30 protein-coding genes and 1 tRNA gene are annotated in these 22,108 nt (G+C 43.5%); 23 read left to right on the top strand and 8 right to left on the bottom strand.

Going from position 1 to position 22,108, the window contains the following annotated elements:
- Window positions 1–4 precede the first annotated feature (4 nt).
- The 20 genes from BMX56_RS11575 to BMX56_RS11670 all read left to right on the top strand — a co-directional run bounded on the left by BMX56_RS11575 (window position 5) and on the right by BMX56_RS11670 (window position 14,523).
- Window positions 5–667, top strand: coding sequence for a hypothetical protein (locus BMX56_RS11575; protein WP_090646758.1), 663 nt, complete (start codon window positions 5–7; stop codon window positions 665–667).
- Window positions 664–1,338: a hypothetical protein gene (locus tag BMX56_RS11580; RefSeq protein WP_090646763.1), complete on the top strand. Its 675-nt coding sequence runs from the start codon at window positions 664–666 to the stop codon at window positions 1,336–1,338. The genes BMX56_RS11575 and BMX56_RS11580 overlap by 4 nt, the downstream gene beginning before the upstream one ends.
- Window positions 1,335–2,033 (top strand): hypothetical protein, encoded by a 699-nt coding sequence (locus BMX56_RS11585; protein ID WP_255369823.1) that lies wholly within the window; start codon window positions 1,335–1,337, stop codon window positions 2,031–2,033. Before BMX56_RS11580 ends, BMX56_RS11585 begins: the two co-directional genes overlap by 4 nt.
- The gene (locus tag BMX56_RS11590) at window positions 2,030–2,815 is read left to right on the top strand and encodes a hypothetical protein (RefSeq protein WP_090646771.1); all 786 of its coding nucleotides are present in this window, start codon (window positions 2,030–2,032) and stop codon (window positions 2,813–2,815) included. The genes BMX56_RS11585 and BMX56_RS11590 overlap by 4 nt, the downstream gene beginning before the upstream one ends.
- 43 nt (window positions 2,816–2,858) lie before the next feature.
- Window positions 2,859–3,065: a DUF2683 family protein gene (locus tag BMX56_RS11595; protein ID WP_143065431.1), complete on the top strand. Its 207-nt coding sequence runs from the start codon at window positions 2,859–2,861 to the stop codon at window positions 3,063–3,065.
- Window positions 3,065–3,358: a type II toxin-antitoxin system RelE/ParE family toxin gene (locus BMX56_RS11600; RefSeq protein WP_090646778.1), complete on the top strand. Its 294-nt coding sequence runs from the start codon at window positions 3,065–3,067 to the stop codon at window positions 3,356–3,358. Before BMX56_RS11595 ends, BMX56_RS11600 begins: the two co-directional genes overlap by 1 nt.
- Window positions 3,359–3,448: 90 nt before the next feature.
- A complete protein-coding gene (locus tag BMX56_RS11605; RefSeq protein WP_090646781.1) occupies window positions 3,449–4,603 on the top strand; it encodes a plasmid transfer protein in 1,155 nt (384 codons plus the stop codon).
- 19 nt (window positions 4,604–4,622) lie between these two features.
- Window positions 4,623–5,237, top strand: a complete 615-nt coding sequence (traK, locus tag BMX56_RS11610; protein ID WP_090646785.1) for a conjugative transposon protein TraK — start codon at window positions 4,623–4,625, stop codon at window positions 5,235–5,237.
- Window positions 5,215–5,637, top strand: coding sequence for a hypothetical protein (locus BMX56_RS11615; protein ID WP_090646790.1), 423 nt, complete (start codon window positions 5,215–5,217; stop codon window positions 5,635–5,637). Before traK ends, BMX56_RS11615 begins: the two co-directional genes overlap by 23 nt.
- A gap of 3 nt (window positions 5,638–5,640) precedes the next feature.
- A complete protein-coding gene (gene traM / locus BMX56_RS11620; RefSeq protein ID WP_090646794.1) occupies window positions 5,641–6,834 on the top strand; it encodes a conjugative transposon protein TraM in 1,194 nt (397 codons plus the stop codon).
- A 4-nt stretch (window positions 6,835–6,838) separates the two neighbouring features.
- The gene (gene traN, locus BMX56_RS11625) at window positions 6,839–7,696 is read left to right on the top strand and encodes a conjugative transposon protein TraN (RefSeq protein WP_090647984.1); all 858 of its coding nucleotides are present in this window, start codon (window positions 6,839–6,841) and stop codon (window positions 7,694–7,696) included.
- 59 nt (window positions 7,697–7,755) lie between these two features.
- The gene (locus tag BMX56_RS11630; RefSeq protein ID WP_090646798.1) at window positions 7,756–9,768 is read left to right on the top strand and encodes a type IV secretion system DNA-binding domain-containing protein; all 2,013 of its coding nucleotides are present in this window, start codon (window positions 7,756–7,758) and stop codon (window positions 9,766–9,768) included.
- A gap of 43 nt (window positions 9,769–9,811) precedes the next feature.
- Entirely contained in the window at window positions 9,812–10,249 is a 438-nt protein-coding gene (locus BMX56_RS11635; RefSeq protein WP_090646802.1) for a hypothetical protein, read from the top strand.
- 4 nt (window positions 10,250–10,253) lie between these two features.
- Window positions 10,254–10,703 carry a M23 family metallopeptidase gene (locus tag BMX56_RS11640; RefSeq protein ID WP_090646805.1) on the top strand — a complete coding sequence of 150 codons (450 nt, stop codon included), beginning with the start codon at window positions 10,254–10,256 and terminating at the stop codon, window positions 10,701–10,703.
- Complete coding sequence (locus BMX56_RS11645; RefSeq protein WP_090646810.1) at window positions 10,690–11,892, top strand: ArdC family protein; 1,203 nt, start codon at window positions 10,690–10,692, stop codon at window positions 11,890–11,892. Before BMX56_RS11640 ends, BMX56_RS11645 begins: the two co-directional genes overlap by 14 nt.
- A 10-nt stretch (window positions 11,893–11,902) precedes the next feature.
- On the top strand, window positions 11,903–12,697 hold the full coding sequence (locus BMX56_RS11650) for a DUF4099 domain-containing protein (RefSeq protein WP_090646814.1): 795 nt from the start codon (window positions 11,903–11,905) through the stop codon (window positions 12,695–12,697).
- A gap of 14 nt (window positions 12,698–12,711) precedes the next feature.
- Complete coding sequence (locus BMX56_RS11655; RefSeq protein ID WP_143065432.1) at window positions 12,712–13,323, top strand: hypothetical protein; 612 nt, start codon at window positions 12,712–12,714, stop codon at window positions 13,321–13,323.
- 5 nt (window positions 13,324–13,328) lie between these two features.
- Window positions 13,329–13,799, top strand: coding sequence for a PH domain-containing protein (locus tag BMX56_RS11660; protein ID WP_090646823.1), 471 nt, complete (start codon window positions 13,329–13,331; stop codon window positions 13,797–13,799).
- Between the two features lie 65 nt (window positions 13,800–13,864).
- Complete coding sequence (locus BMX56_RS11665; protein ID WP_090646827.1) at window positions 13,865–14,092, top strand: hypothetical protein; 228 nt, start codon at window positions 13,865–13,867, stop codon at window positions 14,090–14,092.
- A 197-nt stretch (window positions 14,093–14,289) separates the two neighbouring features.
- Window positions 14,290–14,523 (top strand): hypothetical protein, encoded by a 234-nt coding sequence (locus BMX56_RS11670; protein ID WP_090646831.1) that lies wholly within the window; start codon window positions 14,290–14,292, stop codon window positions 14,521–14,523.
- A gap of 70 nt (window positions 14,524–14,593) precedes the next feature.
- Here BMX56_RS11670 and BMX56_RS11675 read toward each other — a convergent pair whose 3' ends face one another.
- On the bottom strand, window positions 14,594–14,773 hold the full coding sequence (locus BMX56_RS11675; RefSeq protein WP_090646834.1) for a histone H1: 180 nt from the start codon (window positions 14,771–14,773) through the stop codon (window positions 14,594–14,596).
- A 189-nt stretch (window positions 14,774–14,962) separates the two neighbouring features.
- Here BMX56_RS11675 and BMX56_RS30150 point away from each other — a divergent pair, with 189 nt between their 5' ends.
- Together BMX56_RS30150 and BMX56_RS11680 are read left to right on the top strand one after the other, a co-directional pair.
- Entirely contained in the window at window positions 14,963–15,124 is a 162-nt protein-coding gene (locus BMX56_RS30150; RefSeq protein WP_177183785.1) for a hypothetical protein, read from the top strand.
- A complete protein-coding gene (locus BMX56_RS11680) occupies window positions 15,121–16,668 on the top strand; it encodes a recombinase family protein (protein WP_090647988.1) in 1,548 nt (515 codons plus the stop codon). Before BMX56_RS30150 ends, BMX56_RS11680 begins: the two co-directional genes overlap by 4 nt.
- Here the strand turns inward: BMX56_RS11680 and BMX56_RS11685 are convergent.
- The 4 genes from BMX56_RS11685 to pyrE form a co-directional block, all read right to left on the bottom strand.
- Window positions 16,634–16,706, bottom strand: a tRNA-Lys gene (locus BMX56_RS11685). The two genes, BMX56_RS11680 and BMX56_RS11685, sit on opposite strands and share 35 nt — an antisense overlap.
- 131 nt (window positions 16,707–16,837) lie before the next feature.
- Window positions 16,838–18,466: an ABC-F family ATP-binding cassette domain-containing protein gene (locus BMX56_RS11690; protein WP_090646838.1), complete on the bottom strand. Its 1,629-nt coding sequence runs from the start codon at window positions 18,464–18,466 to the stop codon at window positions 16,838–16,840.
- Between the two features lie 380 nt (window positions 18,467–18,846).
- Window positions 18,847–19,242 carry an SRPBCC family protein gene (locus BMX56_RS11695; RefSeq protein ID WP_090646845.1) on the bottom strand — a complete coding sequence of 132 codons (396 nt, stop codon included), beginning with the start codon at window positions 19,240–19,242 and terminating at the stop codon, window positions 18,847–18,849.
- A gap of 88 nt (window positions 19,243–19,330) precedes the next feature.
- Window positions 19,331–19,990: an orotate phosphoribosyltransferase gene (pyrE, locus tag BMX56_RS11700; RefSeq protein WP_090646850.1), complete on the bottom strand. Its 660-nt coding sequence runs from the start codon at window positions 19,988–19,990 to the stop codon at window positions 19,331–19,333.
- Between pyrE and BMX56_RS11705 the strand changes: the two genes are divergently transcribed.
- Window positions 19,989–20,627: an NUDIX hydrolase gene (locus BMX56_RS11705; protein ID WP_090646854.1), complete on the top strand. Its 639-nt coding sequence runs from the start codon at window positions 19,989–19,991 to the stop codon at window positions 20,625–20,627. The genes pyrE and BMX56_RS11705 overlap by 2 nt on opposite strands.
- On the opposite strand, the gene coaD is transcribed toward BMX56_RS11705, so the two are convergent.
- The 3 genes from coaD to nudK form a co-directional block, all read right to left on the bottom strand.
- Window positions 20,596–21,057, bottom strand: coding sequence for a pantetheine-phosphate adenylyltransferase (coaD, locus tag BMX56_RS11710; protein WP_090646857.1), 462 nt, complete (start codon window positions 21,055–21,057; stop codon window positions 20,596–20,598). The genes BMX56_RS11705 and coaD overlap by 32 nt on opposite strands.
- Before the next feature lie 67 nt (window positions 21,058–21,124).
- Complete coding sequence (locus BMX56_RS11715; protein WP_090646863.1) at window positions 21,125–21,493, bottom strand: DUF4406 domain-containing protein; 369 nt, start codon at window positions 21,491–21,493, stop codon at window positions 21,125–21,127.
- Window positions 21,490–22,068, bottom strand: a complete 579-nt coding sequence (gene nudK, locus BMX56_RS11720) for a GDP-mannose pyrophosphatase NudK (RefSeq protein WP_090646867.1) — start codon at window positions 22,066–22,068, stop codon at window positions 21,490–21,492. Before nudK ends, BMX56_RS11715 begins: the two co-directional genes overlap by 4 nt.
- Between the last annotated feature and the right edge of the window lie 40 nt (window positions 22,069–22,108).

Here is a 22,108-nt window from a genome sequence, read left to right on the forward strand (position 1 = left end):
TTTTATGAAAAAGTACCTGTTTATTTTGCTGCTTTCAGCAGCTGGAACTACTTATGCCCAATCGCTGTACGTTGATCCGGTTACAGCCGCCGCAATGTTATCTCACAGCCTCGTTATTGACGGGCAGCTAAATACGACTAATAATAACCTGAGTGCCATTGAGCGCGGACAACTGGCTGTAACCGGACAGCTGATAATCGTCAATAACATGCAGGACAAAATCTATAAAGGGCTCAGCGAAGTTGCGGGAGTTATCAATAGCCTTGGCACGATCAAAGATATGGCTGAAATCGGGGTAGATATCGTCAGTGATGTTGAACTGGCCGTTAAAACTGCAAAGTCGGACCCGATTCTGCTTTTATTCGCTGAAAGCGGCGCACGGGATTTTGAGAACCGTGCCATCAGGCTTGCTGCGGATGTCAGCGCTTTTGTACTGAAAGGTGGTAAATCTAACCTGATGGATTCCGGGGAAAGAGCAAAACTGCTTAACCATATCGTTAACGAGCTCCGCATTTTACGGGGGATTGCCTATGGTATGCAGCGGGCCATGTACTGGGCAAAAATGCGTGGTATCTGGAAATCTCTTAATCCCTGGGCCGAATGGCAAAATATGGATGTACAGATCGCCAATAGTGTGTTAACCGAAGCCAAATATTTAAAACGATGATCACAAGATTATTTATTATTTGCCCCATTTGGTTATTACTGAATGCGGCGTCTGCTTTCGGGCAGCAGAAAGCTTTAAACATACCCGGGATCTGGCAACTGGTTGGTGAATCCAAATCAGAAAACAAACTACAGAAGACCGCCCGGGACCGGCAGTCCAGGAATACTGCGGAAGAATATGGAAATAAGACCATGCTTGATAAACTTAAAAATACCTACCGAACCATTCAACAACGGTATAGCACTTTAGGTACTGCTATTAATGCGGCTAATGTTGGGATCGACGCCCAGCCAATGGTCAGCAGGATTATCAGTAACCAATCTGAATTGTATGCGCTGGCGCGGGACAATCCAGCCATACTCGCACTGGCCTATAAAACGGAGATTGAATTTGCGGATAAGGCCCAGATGCTGATCCGGTATCTCGTTGGCCTCTCCCTGAGCATTGGGGATGTGAACCAGATGAAAGCATCTGACCGCAGGATATTGTTTGATTATATCCTATCTGAATTAAGTAACATTCAGGACTTATCGGGAAATCTGGTCAATGGCGTTCGTTACGGCAACCTGGCTTCACTGATCCGCTCGGTAAACCCATTTCAAAATTATATCGACCAGGACAAAGTTATTGTCAGGGATATTATTAATAATGCTAAATACTTGAAACAATGAAATATTTATTTCTCAATTGCTTAGTGATGAAATTGTCGCTATCGATGCTGTTGGTTAGCTTTAATTTGGATGTTTTTGCCCAGGGGTACGAAATTGTTGTGGATTATAAGCATACCGCAGCTGTTATAGAGAACGGCGCTGTACAATCCGCCGCGGAGATCTCCCACAGTAATTACCTGGACAAGATCAATAAAAATCTACAGACCATTAACAAGAATACAGGATTAGTTGTATTGGCGCAAACCATCATCTATGAAGGCCTATCCAATATAAATTCAGCATTGAAAAATGGCCTGGTCGTTAAAGACCTCGCGGTTATTACAGTCGATATCCTTCGCTATACCAACCAGGCGATAGAATTAGCTAAGTCCCAGCCATATCTCCTGCTTTTCGCTGAAAGTTATGCCGGGCAGATCAGGGGTAGGGCAACCCGGCTTGTTGGTGACGTATCCAAATTTGTTCTTAAGGAAGGTGGTAACATCCTGGCTGACTACAATAGCAGGGATGAACTTCTTAATCACGTTCGGCAGGAGTTGCAGATTATTGACGGCATGGCCTATGGAGCATGGAAGGCAATGTTCTGGGCAAAAGAACGGGGTATCATAGCCAGTATCAACCCTTATGCAGGCTATATTAATAATGACCGGAATACGGTTAATGAAATTATCAAAAACGCTAAATACTTAAAACCATGAAAAATTTTATCAAATATCTATTCTTATGGTCAGTTATGTTGACCAAACAATTAAGCTTCGCACAAACTTCTATCAACGATGAAGCAATCCGTTACCAGGAAGAACGGATGGTGTTTAAACAATGGGACAAGAGCAAGTTCAAGCCCTCCAGCGGGTTCCTTGGTTTGAATCCCTACTACTGGCTAACCTGGGGCCTGATGCCCAGCTATAAAAAAACAGACCTGCGTCCGCTGGGGCCATCTGGGCCGCAAACCCAGCGAATCGCACTGGTTGCTACCATGAATAGTACAGACAATAGCTATAAGCTCCATTCAGATACCCTCAGAAACTCAGCTGTTTCTGATATCGGAAACCAATCGGGGCTGGTTACGGCTGCAGATCCTTTATGGCTCCTGTACTATGCAAAAGAGCTGGAGCCGGTTTTGGAACATTCAGACGCTTCGATTTTGAGGGGTTTACCGGATGCTGTTCGGCAAGAGGTAATTTCAGAAGGCCTGCTGGGCTGGTACAGAAAAGAGCTGGATATGCTGGAGGAACGCCTTGACGCGGCGCGAAGTACAGATATGGATAGGGGATCCCGCATCGTGGCTTATCACCGGATGCTTCAACAATACCGGACGCTGGAAGCGACCTGGGGAATCCGGACGGCCACGGCGGCGATCAATATGCAAATGGTCAAACAGCAGCAAAAGGTTAGGGGAGGTCTGGTTACGCCCGCTAACTGGACAACGCAGAGCGATGTAGAGATAGCAAAACAGGTACTCCGTGACCGGAAATATTGAATTTTGCTATCAGATGGTAGCTGATTTTTGTATATTTGTTTACATGGAAAGTATTCTGATACATCCCGAAAACCCGGAGCAATTGAAAACGGTTAAAGCTGTTTTGAAGGCATTGAAGGTGCAGTTTGAATCAGCACCCGTTACCCTGCCTGCCCACGTTTCAGAAAGTATCCGGCGTGGGATCAGTCAATTTGAGGCCGGGAAAAGTATTTCACTGGAAGAATTTACGCAAAAACATTTATCGGAATAATGAACTTTGAGATCAGGTTTACCCCTGAAGCAGAAGAAACATTTCAAAGTATAGTTGCCCAGCTCAGGACACGGTGGGGCAATGCTTACGTAAAAAAGTTTAAGTTTAAAGTAGCTGCTTCCCTGAAAACGCTTGCCGTTACACCTTATTTATACGCGGTTGCGGAGGAGCAGACACAAGTCAGAAAATGTGTGCTCCATAAGAACTGTTCCATGTTATACAGGATCTACGACCATACAGTGCTTATCATCTGTTTTTGGGATAACCGGCAGGATCCTTTGCTGTTATCCTGATGCCCCTTATCTTAAATTATTCGTCCTGGCCATCAGCCGGGATTTTTTTTGCCCTTTGTTTCCGGGCAGGTTCACATTAATTAAAACTTTATGAAAAAAATATCGCTGCTGGGCTTCCTGCTGTTTTTGGGAAGCGGATTTTGTTATGCCCAGGTTGCAGATCCGGATTATAAAAAATCAATTGAATATTTACAGGGCAATGGCGTTTACGAAGAAGGCATGATGGTCTTCCTTGCCGGGTTGAAAGATTCGATCTGGGCTCATTTTGACGTGTTTATCGTTGATGCCAAAGCATTGGCTGCTATCTTTATGATCATCTATTTCGCTATCAAATCTTATGAGATGATGGTCGGAGATAAACGCATCGAGATCATGCCACTTATTCGGCCTTTTGGACTGGCGATGGTAATTATCTGGTGGGGAGCTTTCGCCAAAATGGTTGCCTTTCCTACAGCCCTCGTTGCACTCAAAACAGAGAGCATGTTCAAAAGTGAACAGAGCAATGTAGATAACCTGCGGTTCACCAGGGCTGACCTGATGATTAAAGTTGCCAATGCCTTGTATACATATCAGGCCCAAACCGAGGTTGCAGCAAAAGAGTCGGATACCTGGTATGGTAAAGCATGGGATTCGGTAACCAGTACGGTTAAGGAGGGGATTTCTACTGTGGTTGCGCCTTTGCTCGAGCTAAAGAACAGGTTGCAGGTGGGGATGCAATTGCTCATGACGCAGTTGGTAGAGCTATTAGGTATCTGGATATTACGGATCGCGGTCTATATTATCTTTATGATCCAGATCATTTATTCCAGTATCCTGATCATACTAGGGCCTTTTGCAGTAGCCGCCAGTATCCTTCCGGCATTCAGGGACAGCTTCAGTACCTGGGTGGCCCGCTTTATTTCGGTTAACCTGTATTCTGGCATCGCCTATCTCATTATGTACCTCTGTGCGCTAATGCAGAAATACGCGCTGACCTCGGAGATCAGTAAGTATAAGGAGTTGGTAGGGACAGACGGTACAAGTGGCAGCCTGGAAAAACTGGCCTGGTTTGCTGGGAACGGGATACTTTCTTTTGGTACTGTAGTAATCGTTTTCCTGATCGGCGCGATCTGTATGTTCACCGTGCCAAGTATTTCTACCTGGATCATTTCTACCTCCGGTATCACTTCTGCCAGTTCCAGTTTTGGCCGTGGCGCTGCTACGGTAACCGGTCTTGCCCGAAAGGCGTCGGGCAGTTTTCTTTAACATTTTTTAATCTCAATTTATGATCATTAAAAATATCGAAGCCAAGATACGGCTGGCGACCTTCGTCGCCGCGGGTAGCTTTTTGACGGCCATCGTCATTTCACTGATTTGCTGTTCATACGCCTACAAACAGGTAGCTAATTCCGAAAAGAGTATTTATGTACTGAATAATAACGTCGCCTTACAAGCCAGTCAAACCGATATGGTGATGAACCGCCCTGCGGAATACCGCTCGGTCATCGACCTGTTCCACGCCCTCTTCTTTTCCCTGACACCGGATGATAAGTTCATTGAGTACCAGATGAAAAAGGCGATGTACCTCATTGACGAATCCGGGGTCCAGCAGTACAATAACCTGAAAGAGAATGGTTATTTCAACTCCATCCTCTCCAGCAGTTCGGTACTTACCCTGCAAACGGATTCCATCTCCCTGGACATGCCCCGACATTATTTCAGGTTCTACGGGAAGATCAAGATCGACCGCAGGAGCTCAACCGTTGTCCGCTCGCTCATTACCGAAGGGAACCTCAAGGATATCCGGCGGAGCGATAATAATTCACATGGTGTACTGATCACCAATTGGAAAACTTTAGAAAACAAGGATCTTGAAGATGTTCAAAAAAATTCATTCTAACAGAACACCGGGTGTGACGGTATTCGGCGAAGTCAAAAAAGAGTTCAGTATTTACTTCGTTAAATTCGAAAAATGGTGCCAATCACTTGCAGATCGCTACCCGGAATTTCTCTTCCGGCTCATGATCTTACTGATGGCGGTTTCGCTTATTCTCTCCTTTACGGTGTTCAGGAATAAGGATACATCGTCAGAAGAAAAGATGGTTTCTGTAAAAAAAGTCCCTTTAAACACAGGCTTTGATCAGATCATCAACACAGGAACAGCATTGAAAACGACCATTAGGTTAAAAGCAGAGGTAGATAGCCTGGCTGCTCAAAAGTCGTTAAGCCCTGCAGACAGCGTGCAACTTGAAAAAGACCTGGATCAACTGCGGGAAATCAGTAAACAATTTAGCAAATAAGCCATGAACATAGATTTTAAACAGCCCAAGTACATCGCGCCTTTGTTGCTGCTGCCATTTTTGTGCCTGTTCTTTTATGTGTACCAAAGCAGCACTTCAAAAGAGGTTACTCAAAAACAACCGGTAGCCGGCCTCAATGCTACTGTGGCCGAGGTATCCGGCGATGTCAAGAAAAAACAATTGTCGGATAAGCTGGATGCTTATCGTAATACTTACAAAGAGGCAGACGGTTACACCGCGGTAATACCGATACCGAAGGAACAAGCCGGGACAGCCACCTTCGACAATAGCTACAGCGAAACGGAAAAACGAAAACTGGATTCTATAGACCGGGCGATGAAAATAAAATATGCAACCAACGTAGTTCAAAACCCTGTGGTCAATGAGCGGCATCATGTTGATCCCGGGGACCGGGCCATGGCTGAGGCCCTCAACGGTTTGACTCAAAGGCGTCAGCAAAACCTGGCTGAGGAACGGCAGAACAGCCATGCAGTAAAGGACGGGGATCCGATGGACCTGTTCAGGCAACAAATGTCCTATATGGACAGTATGAATAAAGCTAATGACCCAGCCTTTAAGACGGAAAAGCTAAAAAAGGAAGCTCTGGATAAGGCAGAACAATTGCACACAGCGCAGCATTATCTTAAAGTCAGTAAAACCGGCGAACCTGCCGCTGGGTTTAATACCGTTCTTCCCGAGCGTCATAACGACCCGATCAAAGCGATTATTGATGAAAACGTAACGGGTTATGCCGGTTCCCGTATCAGGATCAGGCTGTTGGACGATATCATGGCCGGGAAGGTTTCGGTCAAAAAGGGAACCTATCTCTATGCCTTGATCAACGGTTTTTCCGGACAGCGGGTAATATTGCTGGTTACTTCCATTATGGTGGACAACCAGGTACTTCCGGTAAAACTGGAGATTTACGATCTGGACGGCATGCCCGGCCTGTATGTACCGGAATCAGCCTTTCGTGATTTTACCAAAGATCTGGGTGGTAACTCCATGCAGGGAGTGAACTTAGATGGCAGTTCAGGATCGGGTAACCAGTTCCTGATGAGTTCAGCTAGCAAGATCTTCCAGTCTACATCGTCGGCGATTGCTGAAGCGATCAGGAAGAACAAAGCTAAATTGAAATACAATTCCTGCCTTTATTTAGTCGATAACGATGCGCTGCAAAACGCGCCTAAAAATTAATCCAATGAAAAAAATATTCTTTTGTTTCCTCGCTGGCCTGCTGGTGGGAACGCATACCCATGCTCAGCAAACACAGCTGGCTGATGGTGTCAAAAAAACGCAACTGCCGGTTATTTACCTGCCGGTAAATGTATCAGTGCATTTTATTTCCCCGGAAGCTATCCAATACGTAGACATATCTGCAAAAGCTATTACAGGCGACCTGCCATTAAAAAACGTACTGCGTATTCGTTTGAACTCCGATACCACGGGGGAGAAGGGCGCTTTTGATGATGCGATCGTAACGATCACCGGTGAAAAATTTATTGCCCAGTACCGGGTAGTGAAGGCCGATGCCATTACAACGCGGGATGCGGTAACTGATGTCGAAATCCTGCCATCCATGACCAGACCATTGGATATCTCTGGTATAGGTTTATCAGAAAATCAGCTCAGGACTATTGCGCTAAGGCTGGCGACGAGAGAAAATAGCCACCCGGTCACGGCCAACAAAGCTTTCGGCATTAAGGGAACGGTCAATAACTTGTATTCTTTCGGCGATTACTTATTCCTGGATCTCGGATACCGGAATAAAACAAATCTCAGCTATGCTATTGATGAGTTTCGTTTTAAGGTCGATGATAAAAAGATCACCAAAGCCTCCAATGTGCAATCCCTCGAGATCAGGCCGGAATGTGTTTTGTTTAATACAGGAAGTTTTAAACGGAATTACCGGAATATCTTCGTGTTCAAAAAGATGAGTTTTCCCGGCAATAAGGTACTGCATATAGAGCTCAGTGAAAAACAGCTATCCGGGCGTGTGATCGCCCTTGCCCTATCTTATCAGGACATCCTCGACGCTGACGTCGTACCATCCAATTAAATTTTACCCGCCTTAGCACGATTGTCTATTTAATTGCTGCTATTCAATGCCAAATCTTTATGGAAGAAACACATGAGATGCAAAAGCTGCACGGCTTTATGCAATGCCTTATTTATTTGTCTATTGCGCTGGAGGTGGCTGTGTTCGTTTACATTGGGGCACCCTTCTGGAGTGTTTTCTCCACTCCGCTAATCAAAATTGCGTCTATTGTCATTTACAGGCAGCTAATCTTTAGTAAGCTGGCGACCTTGCTACTGATCTGCCTGGTTAGTATCGGAACCCTTTCCAAAAAGAAGCTGGACCTCGATCCGAAAAAACATATCCTGTACCCCTTGGCGTTGGGCTTGCTGTTATTCTTTGGCAGTATTGCCTGTTATAATCGCCCATCAGGTTTGGCTTTTGATTATACGAGCTGGTTCAATCTGACCTATATCATCTGTTCTTTTATCGGAGCCATGATGACAAGTGTGGCTATGGACAATGTTTCCAAAATGATCCGGTCGGGCCTGGGTAAGGATATCTGGAATGTTGAGGGGGAAAGTTTTATGCAGTCGGTCAACCTGGTCGATACGCCGTATTCAGTCAATATTCCGATGCGTTTTTATTACAGCGGAAAGGTGAGAAAAGGCTGGATCAATATTGTCAATCCCTTTAGGGGGACGATCCTGATCGGAACGCCAGGCTCTGGTAAATCATTTGGTGTGGTCAACCCTTTTATCAGGCAAATGATCGCCAAGGGTTTTTGTACCTGTATTTATGACTTTAAGTTTCCCGACCTGGCCCGGATCGCTTATTACCATTATCTTTTGGCCAAGCAGGCAGGGAAATGCCTTACGCACCAGTTTCATGTCGTCAACCTCACCGATGTGGAAAAGAGCAGGAGGATCAATCCCTGGAAAAGTGACTACCTGCAAACATTGGCAGATGCGGCTGAAGCCGCTGAAGGCCTGGTGGAAGCTATGAAGAAGGGGGACAGGTCAGGTGGAAGCGATCAGTTTTTCACCCAATCCGCCATTAACTTTCTTTCGGCCTGTGTATATTTCTTTAGCAAATACACTAAAGGCCGCTACGCCAGTTTCCCGCACGTACTGGCCTTCCTGAACCAGTCTTATGACGATATTTTTGATACCCTGTTCACAGAGCCGGAACTCCACCCTTTATTGTCCCCTTTCAGGTCTGCCTGGCTATCCAAAGCCTATCCGCAACTGGAAGGTCAGATCGGAACATTGAAGATATTTATTAGTCGCCTGGCGACGAAAGAGACCTTCTGGGTGTTTTCAGGTGATGATTTCAATCTTAAAATATCGGATCCGGACAGCCCCGGTATGTTGATCCTTGCTAACGATCCCAATACCCAGAGCATCAACGCTGCCAGCTATTCTGTCGTTATGAACAGGTTGACAAAGCTGGTTAACAGCAAGGGAAACCTGCCTTCCGCATTAATTATCGACGAGATACCGACCCTGTTTATTAATAAAGTAGAGAACCTGATAGCTACCGCACGGTCCAACAAGGTTGCTATTCTGATGGGGCTACAGGAGTTACCCCAGTTCAACCAGCAATATGGGAAGGATACAGCGGCCACTATCATATCAGTCGTCGGTAACGTGATGGCGGGATCAGTAAGAAGTAAAGAAACCCTCGAATGGCTTGAACGTCTGTTTGGTAAAAATAAACAGGTCGGTGAGGGCCTTTCTATAGATCGTAACAAGACTTCTACTTCCCTGAACGAAAAGCTCGAACCGCTGATCCCCGCTGGTAAGATGGCCTCGCTGAACACCGGCGAAATGGTAGGGTTGATCGCGGCTGATGTACAGGAAACCTTCAGCGGGAAATTCGAAACATCTGCTATCAATTGTCGTGTCAGCCTGGATATGGAAGGCATTAAAAAGGAAGAAGCGGGGTACCGGGACCTGCCGGTTTATTATGATTTCGGCGATCAAAAAGAAAATGTCCTTCGGGAGAACTTTATGAGGATCAACCGGGAGGTTGAATTGGTGATCAGGGAGGTAAATAACAGGACTCCCAGGCGATCTATGCCCAAAGCGAGCATGCGGGGTACTGCTGCTTAGTTGCGGTTTTTTATAATCTATAATCTTTATTAAAACAATTGACATGAAGGATGAACTAACAGGCACCCTCGTTTTGGTGCATCCCGATTTGGCCGCAGACCCGGCCAATAAACAGAACCAGATCGGAATTATTACAGACTATGACCTGGTTAAAGATGATGTATATGTCAGTTTTGGCAAAGGAGAACAGGCTTTGTATAGCAGTGACGCCCTGCTGGTCATGAAATCGGAAAACGACGTCTATTCAGCACTGATGGAGAACCGGCCGAATTTACAGGCTTCCGACTTTAAAACACTTTTTCAGGCCAACCTGATGCAACAATACGGGCATTCCGGGCAGCTTAAGGACGCAATGGAACTGTTACAGCAGAATCCGGTGCTGCGCGAGCTCGGAATGGTAAGCCTGGAGGAAAAGTTGGGCATCGTTAAAACGGAAAGTGTCGATCTCAGCCAGTTTCGCCCGCCTCAAATGGAACGATAAACCGATGGCTTTCCTAACACGAATTTCAATGCTGATCGGCATGGCTGTGCTTCCGCTCCGCCACATTCAGCTTACTTCTGGATTTGGTTACCGGTATCATCCGTTAACAGGTCGCTATGCCCTACATGAAGGTATTGATCTCGCTGCCAGGCATGATACGGTGTTTGCCATCCTGGCTGGCAGGGTTCAAAAAGAGGGATATCATGCTTTATCAGGAGTATATATCCGCCTCGATCATGGGCAGTGTCAAAGTGCCTATGGTCATCTTTCCAGGCTGTTCGTCCTGCCAGGAGACTCGGTGAAAGCAGGCGAGCCGATCGCAATTTCTGGTGCTACCGGAAAGGTGACCGGTGAACACCTGCATTTCAGCATCCAGTTTAAAAATCATTTTATTAACCCGCTGGCATTTTTATATGCCATCATATTAAAACCAACAGATCATGAGCAATTTTAAACCACTTCATGAACAGATCGCAGAAAAGCTGATCGCCGAATTGAAAGCCGGTACGTCTCCTTTTCAGAAACCCTGGACAGATGACAACTCCGCAGGTTACATTGTTCCTGTAAATCCAACAACAGGGAAGAATTATCGCGGAATGAACGCATTATGGCTCGGCATGCAGAACAGGGAAGATCCCCGATGGATGACGCTGAAACAGGCCTCCTATAATAATTGGACCGTCGAGAAAGGAGCCAAGGCTACCCTGATCAATTTTGTCAAGCATACGGACATCAGACCTGTTCTGGATGAAAAGAACGAGCCTGTTTTAAACGAAAACGGTAAGCCAAAAACAGAGATGGTCAGGCTTGAAAAAACCGTCATCACCAACGCATGGGTGTTCAATGCCGAGCAGATCAATGGCATACCCGAATGGAAAGCAGCCCGCGAAGAGATGCTGGCCGGGCAGACCTGGTCACCTTTGGAAAGGGCTGAGCAACTGGTTGCCGCAAGCCAGGCTATTATTAAACATGGTGGCAATGCGGCTTATTATAACCCTGGCAAAGACCATATTAAATTGCCAGCACAAAAACAATTCGACAGTGCCGCGAAATATTATGCGACCCTGCTTCATGAACTGGGCCATTGGTCAGGACATGAAAGCAGGCTTAACCGGGATATGGGCGGAAAATACGGTACGGGGGCTTATGCTAAAGAAGAACTCAGGGCTGAGATCGCTTCTTTAATGATCGGGAGCGAATTGAATATCGGCCATAATTTCGGTCAGCATGCCGCTTATGTGGAAAGCTGGATCCGGGTTTTACAGGATGACCCCACCGAGTTGTTTAAAGCATCAGCTGACGCCCAGAAGATTGCTGATTATGTCCTTAATATCGACAGGCAGCAGGAAATTAAACAGGACATGCAGCACAGTTCCAATCCTAAAGGACTAAACAAGGATGACGTTATTTCCTACAATGAAACGGAATACAAGGTGCTGGCTATTCTTAAAGGTAAAACCGCGCAGTTGGAAGACCTGGGATCTGGTAAGAAATTTAAGGTAGGCCCGAAGGATGCGTTGTACACGTCGCTGATCAATGCGAGAAACAATACAGAACAGGCCATTGAACGTCATCCGGTAGTTGAAGAACGGGCGCTGGCGGAAGAAAAACACACGGAAACTACTTATTCCATAGAAAGATAAAATCATCGTAATGGTACAAAAAATTTATAAGGATCAGGATCTGCCAATGGGAGATCTTGGTCAGATTGGCCTGGCTGAAAATGGAAGGTTGATATTGGATGAAAGTGATCTGCAGGCATTGCTGTCAGGAAGCAGGACTGGAATGCTTAAACTCCAGAATATAACGGCTGATGGGGCAACTATTGATTCCCTTGATGCCAAATTATCACTCAGACAAAATGATAGGGGAAGCCTGGATTTGCTCGTACACCCGGTTTACCGAGAGGCCAGTTATCCAGAATATCTGACAGACTCGGAAGCTGAATCGTTGGAAAAGGGAGCGGAGGTGAACCTGGAAAAGATCATTAATGACCATGGTGTCAAAAAAGAGGTGCTGGTCGAGTTCGATAAGGAGACAAGGGAGTTTATTATAACGGATACAGAAAAGGTACTTGTACCGGATATGGTCAATAATGAATACCTGTCTCTCGAACAAAAGGAACGATACCGTAAAGGCAAAGAAGTAGAACTCTCCGACGGTACCCGGTTCCAGTACGCCGGTGGAGATGCAAGGGGAGTACGCGCCAATAAACTGGCGCTTATCGCCTCGGTCATCGTTGATGGCGGCATGTCCTACCTGCTTTATAAAGGACTAAACGCGATGTTTGGTCAAAAGCATGACCCGCAAAAAGCAGATGTTTATAGTAAAGGATATTACCAGGCCCTGGAAGATATGATAAAGAAGAACGAAACGGAAAGGCCTGCGAATCGCCGGAATGAAAGTGAACAAATCCGCGCCTATACCAGATCGGGTTATTCCAGGTAATGCATCCTTATTTGATGAGACTTGGCGTAAATCCGGAAGTCCAGTTTTTTTTTCAACCATTTTACACTGTTGATAGGAAAGGCGACCTGGTATTTAACTATGGGGACGCAATAGAACACTATGGTATCGCATTCCATAAAATACCGGCATCTGAAAATCTTTTTCTCGTAGGGAGAATGAATTTACATACAATTCGCCAGGTGATCATCTGCACCTCTGCCATGGATGCGATGGCTTATTTATCCCTCAACCTACCGTACTTCCGCGATATTCGAAATCTGCTTTTTCTGGCGACCGGGACAAGGCCGGGTACGGATCAGGCCCATTGGATAAGCAAAAATCTGGCGGGTAAGTCTTTCACGAGCATTTTTGGCAACGACCTGCTGGGCAGAGTAGCAGAAGTCAAGTTAGCCGCCGGTATCCGGAAAATGCCGGCGGCTGTTACTGTGCAGGCTGAGAGGGTAATTGTGAATTTTCGGATGAAAGATCATGTCTTTACTGTTGATGGTTTTAGTCTTAACGCCCTGGAAAAAAAAACGGGATACCGGTTTAATATTCCGGTTCACAAACCTAAAAGCTTTGACAGTTGGATAGAACAGCTGCAACACCACACCTTTAATTATTAATCATCATGGAAATACCCGTAACCAAAATTCAGGAAATGGTGATAAAACCGGCTCCTGTATTTGCTTTCTTAAAAACATTGCCCCTGATTTCATTATCCCTTGCACTTTTATATATCGCCTGGTTAATATTTCCGGCGTTCATATTACTGAGTTTAATAACGATGCTATTCGCTTGCTATCGCTTTAGATACATCAGGAAAACACTGTACACAGTAGAGCCGCAGTTGATCAGGATACAAAGGGGTATTTTCTTTAAAAGAACGGATATCGTAGAAATGTACCGGGTTAAGGACTATATCATTACCCAGCCATTTATACTTCAGCTATTTCAGTTAATGAACCTTACATTAAAAACGACAGATGCGGAGAACCCTGTCATATGGCTTCGGGGAATACCGAGATCGGACCTGACTGACGTCATTCGCAACCACGTACAGGGGGCCAGGAAGGCGAACAGAATCTTTGAAATAAGTTAAAAAAACGAGGTTGAATATTTTTGTATTTGACTAATATTTTTAGTAAGTTTAACTATTGAAATGTTATGAAAACCGCTGTTTATTTTATTTTTTCCTGCTTTATTTCAACTGGAGCGTTGTTAGGAGCCCTGCATGCTAAGAACCCATTTCCGGCATTCGCTATAGCATTTGGAATCTGGGCACTATTTGTATGGGGTTATAACAGGCGCTCAAAGAAAGAAGCTGAAAGGCGATCCAGGGAAAGATTATTTGAAGATTATATGCGCCATAGGATCAGGAATGACCAGCGTTAATTTTCATAGTAAATTAAAAACAATTGCCAATTCATTGCGTTAGGAGAGTCGGTAAGCATTTCTGCTTACCTTGTGATAAGGTTTAGGTGAAGGTCCCCAGGCAGCGAGTGCGAGGGGACTTTCGTATTTAAAAGCATTTCTGATCCTGGATATTTCAATTGGATCGATATTGTACCATCTTTTTATCTTTGCAAAATATGAGTTTACCTTTGCGCATCACATTTGACGATATTGATTATACTTACAAAGTATTAAGTAAAGGGATCAATAGGGAAACCACACAAATAAAAATCAGTCTTTTTAGCGAAGAGTTTACACTGATTCGTAATCAACTCAATGATTGGGTTGCCGAAGAAACATCCATTGGAGATAATCAGGCCCTTTTAAAAGCGATTGGTCGTTCGCTGGCATCGCGTTACAGGCTTAAATAATACCCGGATTTGCCAAAACAATAAAGTCCCTGTCAATTTTGACAGAGACTTTCCCAAAACGTTTTTAATTTTAATTATTGTGTGTTCTTTTTTCTGTTACTTCTTTGCGGATATCAGTAGCCAATACCTTTAATTCCTGCATTGCATTACGTAAGCGGGTACCTGCAGCTTTATTGCCTTTGTCATAAAAACTTGTAGCATCTGCTTCTGCTGCCGCTATCACTTCTTTTAATTTCTCGAATTTTTCCATTGTATTAATTTATTAAAAGGCGCAAATCTAATATTTATCTTCTGGAAAAAGATTTTGCCGATAGGACGGCTGTTCCTCTTTTGTGAAAATTATAAAGGCCATTTTGTGTTTTTTTAAGAATCGTAAAGGAAGCTGCTGCTTTTCGATTTTAGAGAAGGTAACTCATTTCACATCTTAAATTATTAACTTATGGAGGACGAAAGCATTGAAAAAGGCCGGATCACTCCTGAGAAAGCCCTAACATTGTTACACAAAGGTGGAATGAATGTTACTAAAAAACAGGCAAAGGAAATTTTGGAACTACTAACGGTTTTAGCTAAATTAGAGGTGAAGAGATATTTAAAAAAATGAAGACTGCAGATTTATACATTAGGGTAAGCACAGATGAACAAGCTGACAAAGGATATTCTCAACGCAGCCAGGAGGAGGTTTTAACGAAATATTGTGTACTTCGTGATATAAAAATCAGAAATGTCATATTCGAAGACCATTCTGCAAAGTCATTTAAAAGGCCGGAATGGCAAAAATTGTTGATACAGCTAAAAAAGAAGCGCGGACAAACTGATTTGATTTTGTTTACTAAATGGGACCGGTTTAGCCGCAATGCAGGCGATGCTTACCAAATGATTAACTTGTTGTCGGACTTGGGAGTGGAGCCTCAGGCAATTGAACAGCCACTTGATATTTCAATCCCGGAGAATAAATTAATGCTGGCCATTTATCTTGCTCAGCCTGAGGTTGAAAACGACCGAAGAGCATTGAATACCTTTTTTGGAATGCGAAGAGCACGCAAAGAAGGCCGTTGGATGGGGCATGCGTTAATTGGATATGCAAACAGGATTGACGAAAGAGGGATGAAGTATATCACCCCATTGGAACCACAGGCATCAATAATGCGGTGGGTTTTTGAACAACTTGCAACCGGAGATTATTTTATTGACCAGATTTGGCGTGAAGCAAAAGACAAGGGACTTGCAATGGGGAGGAAGAATTTTTGGAGAGTTATTCGAAATCCTGTTTACTGTGGGAAGATTTTTATACCGAAATACAAGGATGAGGATGCTCATTTTGTTCCGGGGCAACATGAAGCACTGATCTCAGAAAGCTTGTTTTACCAGGTTATGGATGTCCTTGATGGAAGAAAAAAGAAACATCCGGTAAAAATCCGGTCAATGGAGGAATTGCCTTTAAGGGGCTTTCTAATTTGCCATAAATGCGGCCAAATGCTGACCGGTAGCGCCTCAAAAGGTAAAAATCAGTATTACCATTATTATCACTGTAATTCTACTTGTGGCGTCAGGTTTAATGCCAAAACGACCAACGACAAGTTTCTTGATCTTCTTAAAAAACATTCAATCGACCCCGGAACAGGTTATCTGTATAAAGAATTGATTGTTGAGGCCTATGAGACAGAAAGTGGACATGATAAGAAATTATTTGCTCATCTCAAGAAACAACTCATGGAGTACAATATAAAAATTGATAAGGCAAGAGACCTTTTAATTAAAGGAGATCTTGATGGCAGCGACTTCAAAAAAATAAAAGGTGATTGTGAAAGACAAGTGTCAATTATCGAAGGTAAATTGTTTGAAATGTCAGGTAAAAAAGAGGGTATAGGTCCGCTACTTGATAGGGCAATGAAAAATATTGCAAAATTGCCAATTTTGTATCAATTCGGTGATTCTGAGGCTAAAAGGAATATAGTGTGTTCGATGTTCCCCGAAAAATTGACTTTTGACGGTGAGCAACATCGAACACTTCGGGTAAATGAAGCAATCTGCGTTTTTGATAGCGTAAAGGTCGTTTTTGAGCAAAAAAAAGACCGCAAAACAGGTGCTAAATCTGATTTGCGGTCAAAGGTGACCTGGGAGAGGATCGAACTCTCGACCCACTGATTAAGAGTCAGTTGCTCTACCGGCTGAGCTACCAAGTCGTTCCGGTTTTTTACCGGGTTGCAAATATGCCAATTTTTATTGGAGTCGGAAAATATAGAAGTCGGAAAGTCCGAAAGAATTTTGTCATTTTTTAAATCCTGACTTTCCGTCTTTGTTGACTTTCTGCCTTTTAAACTGCTGCGTACAGCTCCTCGCGTTGTTTTTGAACTACCGGGCTATTAATGTACTCATCGTAGGTCATCAGCTTATCAATATAACCGCCAGGTGTTAATTCAATGATGCGGTTGGCTACGGTTTCAACCAGCTCATGGTCACGTGAGGTGAACAGTATGGTGCCCCTGAAGTCTTTCATGCCGTTATTAAGGGCGGTGATGGATTCCAGGTCGAGGTGGTTGGTTGGTTCATCAAACATCAGTAAGTTGGCTTGTTGTAGCATCATGCGGCTAAACATGCAACGCATTTTCTCCCCTCCTGATAGTACATTACTTTTCTTCAATACCTCTTCGCCCGAAAATAACATCCGGCCTAAAAAGCCGCGGATAAACTGGTCGTCCTTTTCGCCCGGCGAATATTCGCGCAGCCAGTCAATCAGGTTATCATCTTTGCCTTTAAAGTATTCGGCGTTATCAATAGGGATATCTGCCGGGTTTATAGTAACACCCCATTTGAATGTACCCTTAAAATCGGTGTCCCTGCCAGTTAATACGTTATAAAGGGCTGTTGTAGCAAGGCTGTTTTGTGATAGTATGGCAATTTTATCACCTTTATTAACGGTAAAGTTAATATTGTTGAACAGTAGCTCGCCGTTAAGTGATTTCTTCAGGTTTTCAACCTGTAATATCTGGTCACCTGCTTCGCGGCCAAGGTTGTTGAATATGATGCCCGGATATTTACGGTTTGATGGTTGAATTTCGTCAATATTGATTTTGTCCAGCGCTTTTTTCCGACTGGTGGCCTGTTTTGATTTTGATGCGTTGGCGCTAAACCTACGGATAAACTCCTGCAGTTCTTTAACCCGCTCTTCCGTCTTTTTATTCTGGTCAGAACGTTGTTTCAGCGCAAGCTGGCTCGATTCGTACCAGAAAGTATAGTTACCGGTATAAATGGTCATTTTGGCAAAGTCGATGTCTACCACGTGGGTACACACGGTATCCAGGAAGTGCCTGTCGTGCGATACTACCAAAACGATAGCCTCGTATGAAGCTAAAAAATCCTCCAGCCAGCTTACGGTATGAATGTCCAGATCGTTGGTAGGCTCATCCAATAGTAAAATGTCAGGTTTGCCAAAAAGAGCTTGTGCCAGTAACACACGTACTTTTTGGGTATTATCCAGATCTTTTACAAGGTTATAATGGAATTCCTCCTTTATGCCAAGGTTGCTTAAAAGGGTGGCAGCATTACTTTCGGCATTCCAACCGTCCATTTCGGCAAAAAGATTTTCCAGTTCGCCGGCGCGTTCGCCATCGGCATCAGTAAAATCTTCTTTAAGGTAAATTGCATCTTTTTCTTTCATTACAGCATACATTTCCTTGTGGCCCATCATTACGGTTTCAAGTACTGTAAATTCGTCAAAAGCATAATGGTTTTGACTTAATACTGCCATTCGTTCACCGGGAGTAAAACTTACCGAACCGCTGGTAGGGTCAATATCTCCCGAAAGAATTTTTAAAAATGTCGATTTACCGGCGCCGTTAGCACCAATAATGCCGTAACAATTGCCCTGAGAAAATTTAAGATTAACGTCTTCAAATAAAGTACGTTTACCGTAACGTAAAGATAGATTGGATACCGTGATCATGCTGCACCTGTAATTTGGCGCAAAAATAAGCTAAAAACTTCGTTTATGGTAAATTAAGCTGATATTATGTTTGTGTAAAGGATTGGGGAAATGGGGAAGAATTTGTTTGCCCATTTTTTTTGGCAACCGTGGATGCAATTGCACAAAATATTTGCGTGCTTGAAACTAAACGGCTGATTCATACGTTAAATATCATAATTTACCAGATCATGAACCTATGGAACAACCTTTGACTATATTATTATATATTAATTAAAATTTAATTTTTAACAGTCATGGGAGCACTAATAGTTAGCTTAATTATTATCAACGTAGTAATAGCTTTCAACAATATACAAAAACGCAAGGTATATTAATACCCGTTAAACGCCAGCGCAAATTTAGGCTAATATACCTTTTAAACTTTGCGTTTCATGGTCGGCTAATTTTTGCAGGGGACCGGAAGCAAGCATCTTCAGCATCATGCTTAACTCTGCATTAATAGTAAAAACAATATCTGTTTGGTCGTTATTTGGGGATAGCGACCATTTTAGTTCTAAAGCAAAGGGTGGTTTAGCTGCCGGTTTAATTACAATTTCCTGATTTATCACGCGGCTATCTATCTTTAATGATAGTTTGGCCATATTGGGTATGCTGAAACTGGCTTCATCGGTAGTAGAAACCCACTCCTGTATGCTATCCGGCATTAATTTTTGGTGATTATTAAAATCGGCCAGGTAGTTGTAAATCTCGTTTATCGGCTTGTTTATATTTATAGCGCTGGTAAATGTACTCATAAGAGGTTTTAAGTTTTGAGTGGAGAGTTATAAGTTTTAGATGGAACAATGAAGCTCGCGACCTAATACTCATAACTCAAAACTATTTTTAGCTTGATGCTATTTGCCCCCAGGCAGATGGGTTTTCTCGCCATTGCGCTAATAAGGCCACATCTTTTTCGCTGATGTATTGATTTGCTTCGGCGTATTTTATCAATGCGTTGTAGTTTGATAGCGTTACAAAAGGGCAACCTGCATTTTTAAAGTTTTCTGTAGCTATATCAAAACCGTAGCTAAAAATGGCGGCAAGGCCCGCAACTTCAAATCCGGCAGATTTTAAAGCGTCGACAGCTTGCAGGCTGCTTTTTCCGGTTGATATCAGGTCTTCAATTACTACAACCCTTTTGCCGGTAGTGGTTTGCACATCGCCTTCAATTAAACTGCCTGTACCATGTTCCTTAGCTTTGGCGCGCACGTATATAAACGGCAGGCCCATTTCCTGCGCTACAAGGGCACCCTGTGGAATGCCTGCTGTAGCAACGCCAGCTATACAACCAACACTGCCAAATTTTTCCTGGATAATAACAGTTAATTGTTGCCTGATATAGGTGCGGATTGAAGGATGAGAGAGCGTTACCCTATTATCGCAGTAAATAGGCGATTTCCATCCTGATGCCCATGTAAAAGGATTATTAGGTTGTAATTTAATTGCTTTAATTTGCAGCAGGAACTCGGCAACCTGCTGTTCTATCTCATTATTATTAAACATGGCCCAAAAATACAGAATTTATATTAACGAAAAGGTTATCCTGCTAACTGAATCAGAACCTCATGGATCAGAAAAATACGAAAAGCTTGATGCAGAGTCCTTTGATCTTAAAATAATTTACACCTGGATACTGGCCAACCCCAAAAAGCTGTTCTACATTAAATGTAATAATGTTAAAGAATTTTTAAAATCTGTTAAAAAAAGCATTACGGTTATTGAGGCCGCAGGTGGCCTTGTAAAGAATACCGCGGGCCATTATTTATTTATTTACCGTAATGATAAATGGGATTTGCCCAAAGGGAAAATAGAGAAAGACGAGAAAGTTAAGGAAGCCGCCGTGCGCGAGGTAGAAGAGGAGTGTGGTATTAAAGTAAGCAGGCTTAATGAGAAAATTTGTAAAACCTACCACGTATATATAAACCGCGGAGAAATAGTGCTGAAAAAAACACACTGGTTTAAAATGGATTGCAAGGGTAAAGAGAAACTGAAGCCCCAAAAAGAAGAAGGTATTACCGATGTACGCTGGTTTGAAAAAGAACACATTGAGCCTATTATTGACAATACTTTTCCATCTATATTGGATGTATTGCACAAAGAAAAGCTGGCTACAAATAAGCTAATGCCTCTGAAGGGATAAACTGGGCCACATCGCCATGGTGACGCATAATTTCGCGTACGATGGTTGAACTGATAGACGAATAGCCCGGCTTGCTTACTATAAATATGCTTTCGATGTCAGGCATTAATGCATGGTTCATCTGGGCTATCGCTTTTTCGTACTCAAAGTCAGATACTGTACGGATGCCCCTGATCATATAGGCAGCACCGATGCTTTTGCAAAAATTTACGGTTAGTCCTTCGTAAGCCACAATGTGTATCCGGTCGTCGTGTTTAAAAACAGCCCGTAACATTTGCTCCCGGGTTTCTATACTCAATAATCCTTGTTTACTGCTATTTGCACCAACGCCTATATAAAGCTTATCAAACAGGCCAACAGAGCGTTTCACGATATCCACATGTGCTTTGGTAACCGGATCAAACGAACCTGGGAAAAGGGCGATCTTCATAGTAGAATGGTATTAATACTATACCAAAAGTAGCAATGATTTTTAAAGTTTAAGCACGCGGTTGAATTTAAAGCGCAATAATATCTTCCAGGTTATAATAAACCTTAATGCCTTGCTCCAGGGCAATTTGTACATCGCCATCGGCTCCTTTTGATTCGCCGGGTATCCTTAAAATGGCATCACATTTAGCGAGTATACGGCGCGATACCGGGTAAGATATTTCCTGATAAGTTTCATCGCCCGGATGTGTTGATCCTGCTTGTTTTAACAGGGGCAGTGCCAGCCATTCGCCTATTACCGGAATGTGCCCTGCCCTGAAAATAGGTAGCGCGATTTCTTCCATTTTTCTTAAATTATTGGCCATCAGTTCGGGATCGTCATTTGTGCCAGAGCGATAGGGGCCTGCAATTAAAATGATTAATGGCTTACTTGTCATGATACCAGGTTGTTTAAATGCGCGTACTGCAAAAGCATTATTGTTTTGGCGTCCTTTATTTCGCCGGTGTTGATCATGTTTAAAGACTGGGTAAAAGGGAGTTCCAATACTTCTATGTTTTCATTTTCTTCATCAAGGCCGCCGCCGCCGCTTACTTTCATATCGGGCGTGTATTCGGCTACAAAAAAATAAAGTATTTCTGTTACCGATCCGGGCGACATGTAAGCCTCAAATACCTTTTTTACATTGGTTATTTTATAGCCGGTTTCTTCTTCTGTTTCTTTCCTGATGCAATCTTCCGGGTTGTTTTCATCCAGCAGCCCCGCGCAGCACTCAATAAGCATCCCGTCGTGGTTACCATTAATGTAGGTAGGCATCCTGAATTGGCGGGTAAGTATCACAGTTTTAAGATCAGTATTGTAGAGCAATATAGTCGCACCGTTGCCCCTGTCATAAGCCTCACGAGTGAGCAGGTGTACCGATCCGTCTTGTCTAATAGCCTCAAACGTTACATTATTGAGTGTATACCAATTCTTGGAGAGAATCTCTGTTCGTAATATTCTGATTTTATTCATCTTATTTGATTGTTTTTGATTTATTTTGATTATTTTTGAA

Source organism: Mucilaginibacter sp. OK283 (assembly GCF_900110415.1).
GTDB lineage: Bacteria > Bacteroidota > Bacteroidia > Sphingobacteriales > Sphingobacteriaceae > Mucilaginibacter.

What these genes read in the sequence shown, in the direction of transcription:
- BMX56_RS11575 (WP_090646758.1), top strand. Translation starts at nt 5, where the DNA reads ATGAAAAAGTACCTGTTTATTTTGCTGCTTTCAGCAGCTGGAACTACT.
- BMX56_RS11580 (WP_090646763.1), top strand. Translation starts at nt 664, where the DNA reads ATGATCACAAGATTATTTATTATTTGCCCCATTTGGTTATTACTGAAT.
- BMX56_RS11585 (WP_255369823.1), top strand. Translation starts at nt 1,335, where the DNA reads ATGAAATATTTATTTCTCAATTGCTTAGTGATGAAATTGTCGCTATCG.
- BMX56_RS11590 (WP_090646771.1), top strand. Translation starts at nt 2,030, where the DNA reads ATGAAAAATTTTATCAAATATCTATTCTTATGGTCAGTTATGTTGACC.
- BMX56_RS11595 (WP_143065431.1), top strand. Translation starts at nt 2,859, where the DNA reads ATGGAAAGTATTCTGATACATCCCGAAAACCCGGAGCAATTGAAAACG.
- BMX56_RS11600 (WP_090646778.1), top strand. Translation starts at nt 3,065, where the DNA reads ATGAACTTTGAGATCAGGTTTACCCCTGAAGCAGAAGAAACATTTCAA.
- BMX56_RS11605 (WP_090646781.1), top strand. Translation starts at nt 3,449, where the DNA reads ATGAAAAAAATATCGCTGCTGGGCTTCCTGCTGTTTTTGGGAAGCGGA.
- traK (WP_090646785.1), top strand. Translation starts at nt 4,623, where the DNA reads ATGATCATTAAAAATATCGAAGCCAAGATACGGCTGGCGACCTTCGTC.
- BMX56_RS11615 (WP_090646790.1), top strand. Translation starts at nt 5,215, where the DNA reads ATGTTCAAAAAAATTCATTCTAACAGAACACCGGGTGTGACGGTATTC.
- traM (WP_090646794.1), top strand. Translation starts at nt 5,641, where the DNA reads ATGAACATAGATTTTAAACAGCCCAAGTACATCGCGCCTTTGTTGCTG.
- traN (WP_090647984.1), top strand. Translation starts at nt 6,839, where the DNA reads ATGAAAAAAATATTCTTTTGTTTCCTCGCTGGCCTGCTGGTGGGAACG.
- BMX56_RS11630 (WP_090646798.1), top strand. Translation starts at nt 7,756, where the DNA reads ATGGAAGAAACACATGAGATGCAAAAGCTGCACGGCTTTATGCAATGC.
- BMX56_RS11635 (WP_090646802.1), top strand. Translation starts at nt 9,812, where the DNA reads ATGAAGGATGAACTAACAGGCACCCTCGTTTTGGTGCATCCCGATTTG.
- BMX56_RS11640 (WP_090646805.1), top strand. Translation starts at nt 10,254, where the DNA reads ATGGCTTTCCTAACACGAATTTCAATGCTGATCGGCATGGCTGTGCTT.
- BMX56_RS11645 (WP_090646810.1), top strand. Translation starts at nt 10,690, where the DNA reads ATGAGCAATTTTAAACCACTTCATGAACAGATCGCAGAAAAGCTGATC.
- BMX56_RS11650 (WP_090646814.1), top strand. Translation starts at nt 11,903, where the DNA reads ATGGTACAAAAAATTTATAAGGATCAGGATCTGCCAATGGGAGATCTT.
- BMX56_RS11655 (WP_143065432.1), top strand. Translation starts at nt 12,712, where the DNA reads ATGAGACTTGGCGTAAATCCGGAAGTCCAGTTTTTTTTTCAACCATTT.
- BMX56_RS11660 (WP_090646823.1), top strand. Translation starts at nt 13,329, where the DNA reads ATGGAAATACCCGTAACCAAAATTCAGGAAATGGTGATAAAACCGGCT.
- BMX56_RS11665 (WP_090646827.1), top strand. Translation starts at nt 13,865, where the DNA reads ATGAAAACCGCTGTTTATTTTATTTTTTCCTGCTTTATTTCAACTGGA.
- BMX56_RS11670 (WP_090646831.1), top strand. Translation starts at nt 14,290, where the DNA reads ATGAGTTTACCTTTGCGCATCACATTTGACGATATTGATTATACTTAC.
- BMX56_RS11675 (WP_090646834.1), bottom strand. Translation starts at nt 14,773, where the DNA reads ATGGAAAAATTCGAGAAATTAAAAGAAGTGATAGCGGCAGCAGAAGCA.
- BMX56_RS30150 (WP_177183785.1), top strand. Translation starts at nt 14,963, where the DNA reads ATGGAGGACGAAAGCATTGAAAAAGGCCGGATCACTCCTGAGAAAGCC.
- BMX56_RS11680 (WP_090647988.1), top strand. Translation starts at nt 15,121, where the DNA reads ATGAAGACTGCAGATTTATACATTAGGGTAAGCACAGATGAACAAGCT.
- BMX56_RS11690 (WP_090646838.1), bottom strand. Translation starts at nt 18,466, where the DNA reads ATGATCACGGTATCCAATCTATCTTTACGTTACGGTAAACGTACTTTA.
- BMX56_RS11695 (WP_090646845.1), bottom strand. Translation starts at nt 19,242, where the DNA reads ATGAGTACATTTACCAGCGCTATAAATATAAACAAGCCGATAAACGAG.
- BMX56_RS11705 (WP_090646854.1), top strand. Translation starts at nt 19,989, where the DNA reads ATGGCCCAAAAATACAGAATTTATATTAACGAAAAGGTTATCCTGCTA.
- pyrE (WP_090646850.1), bottom strand. Translation starts at nt 19,990, where the DNA reads ATGTTTAATAATAATGAGATAGAACAGCAGGTTGCCGAGTTCCTGCTG.
- coaD (WP_090646857.1), bottom strand. Translation starts at nt 21,057, where the DNA reads ATGAAGATCGCCCTTTTCCCAGGTTCGTTTGATCCGGTTACCAAAGCA.
- BMX56_RS11715 (WP_090646863.1), bottom strand. Translation starts at nt 21,493, where the DNA reads ATGACAAGTAAGCCATTAATCATTTTAATTGCAGGCCCCTATCGCTCT.
- nudK (WP_090646867.1), bottom strand. Translation starts at nt 22,068, where the DNA reads ATGAATAAAATCAGAATATTACGAACAGAGATTCTCTCCAAGAATTGG.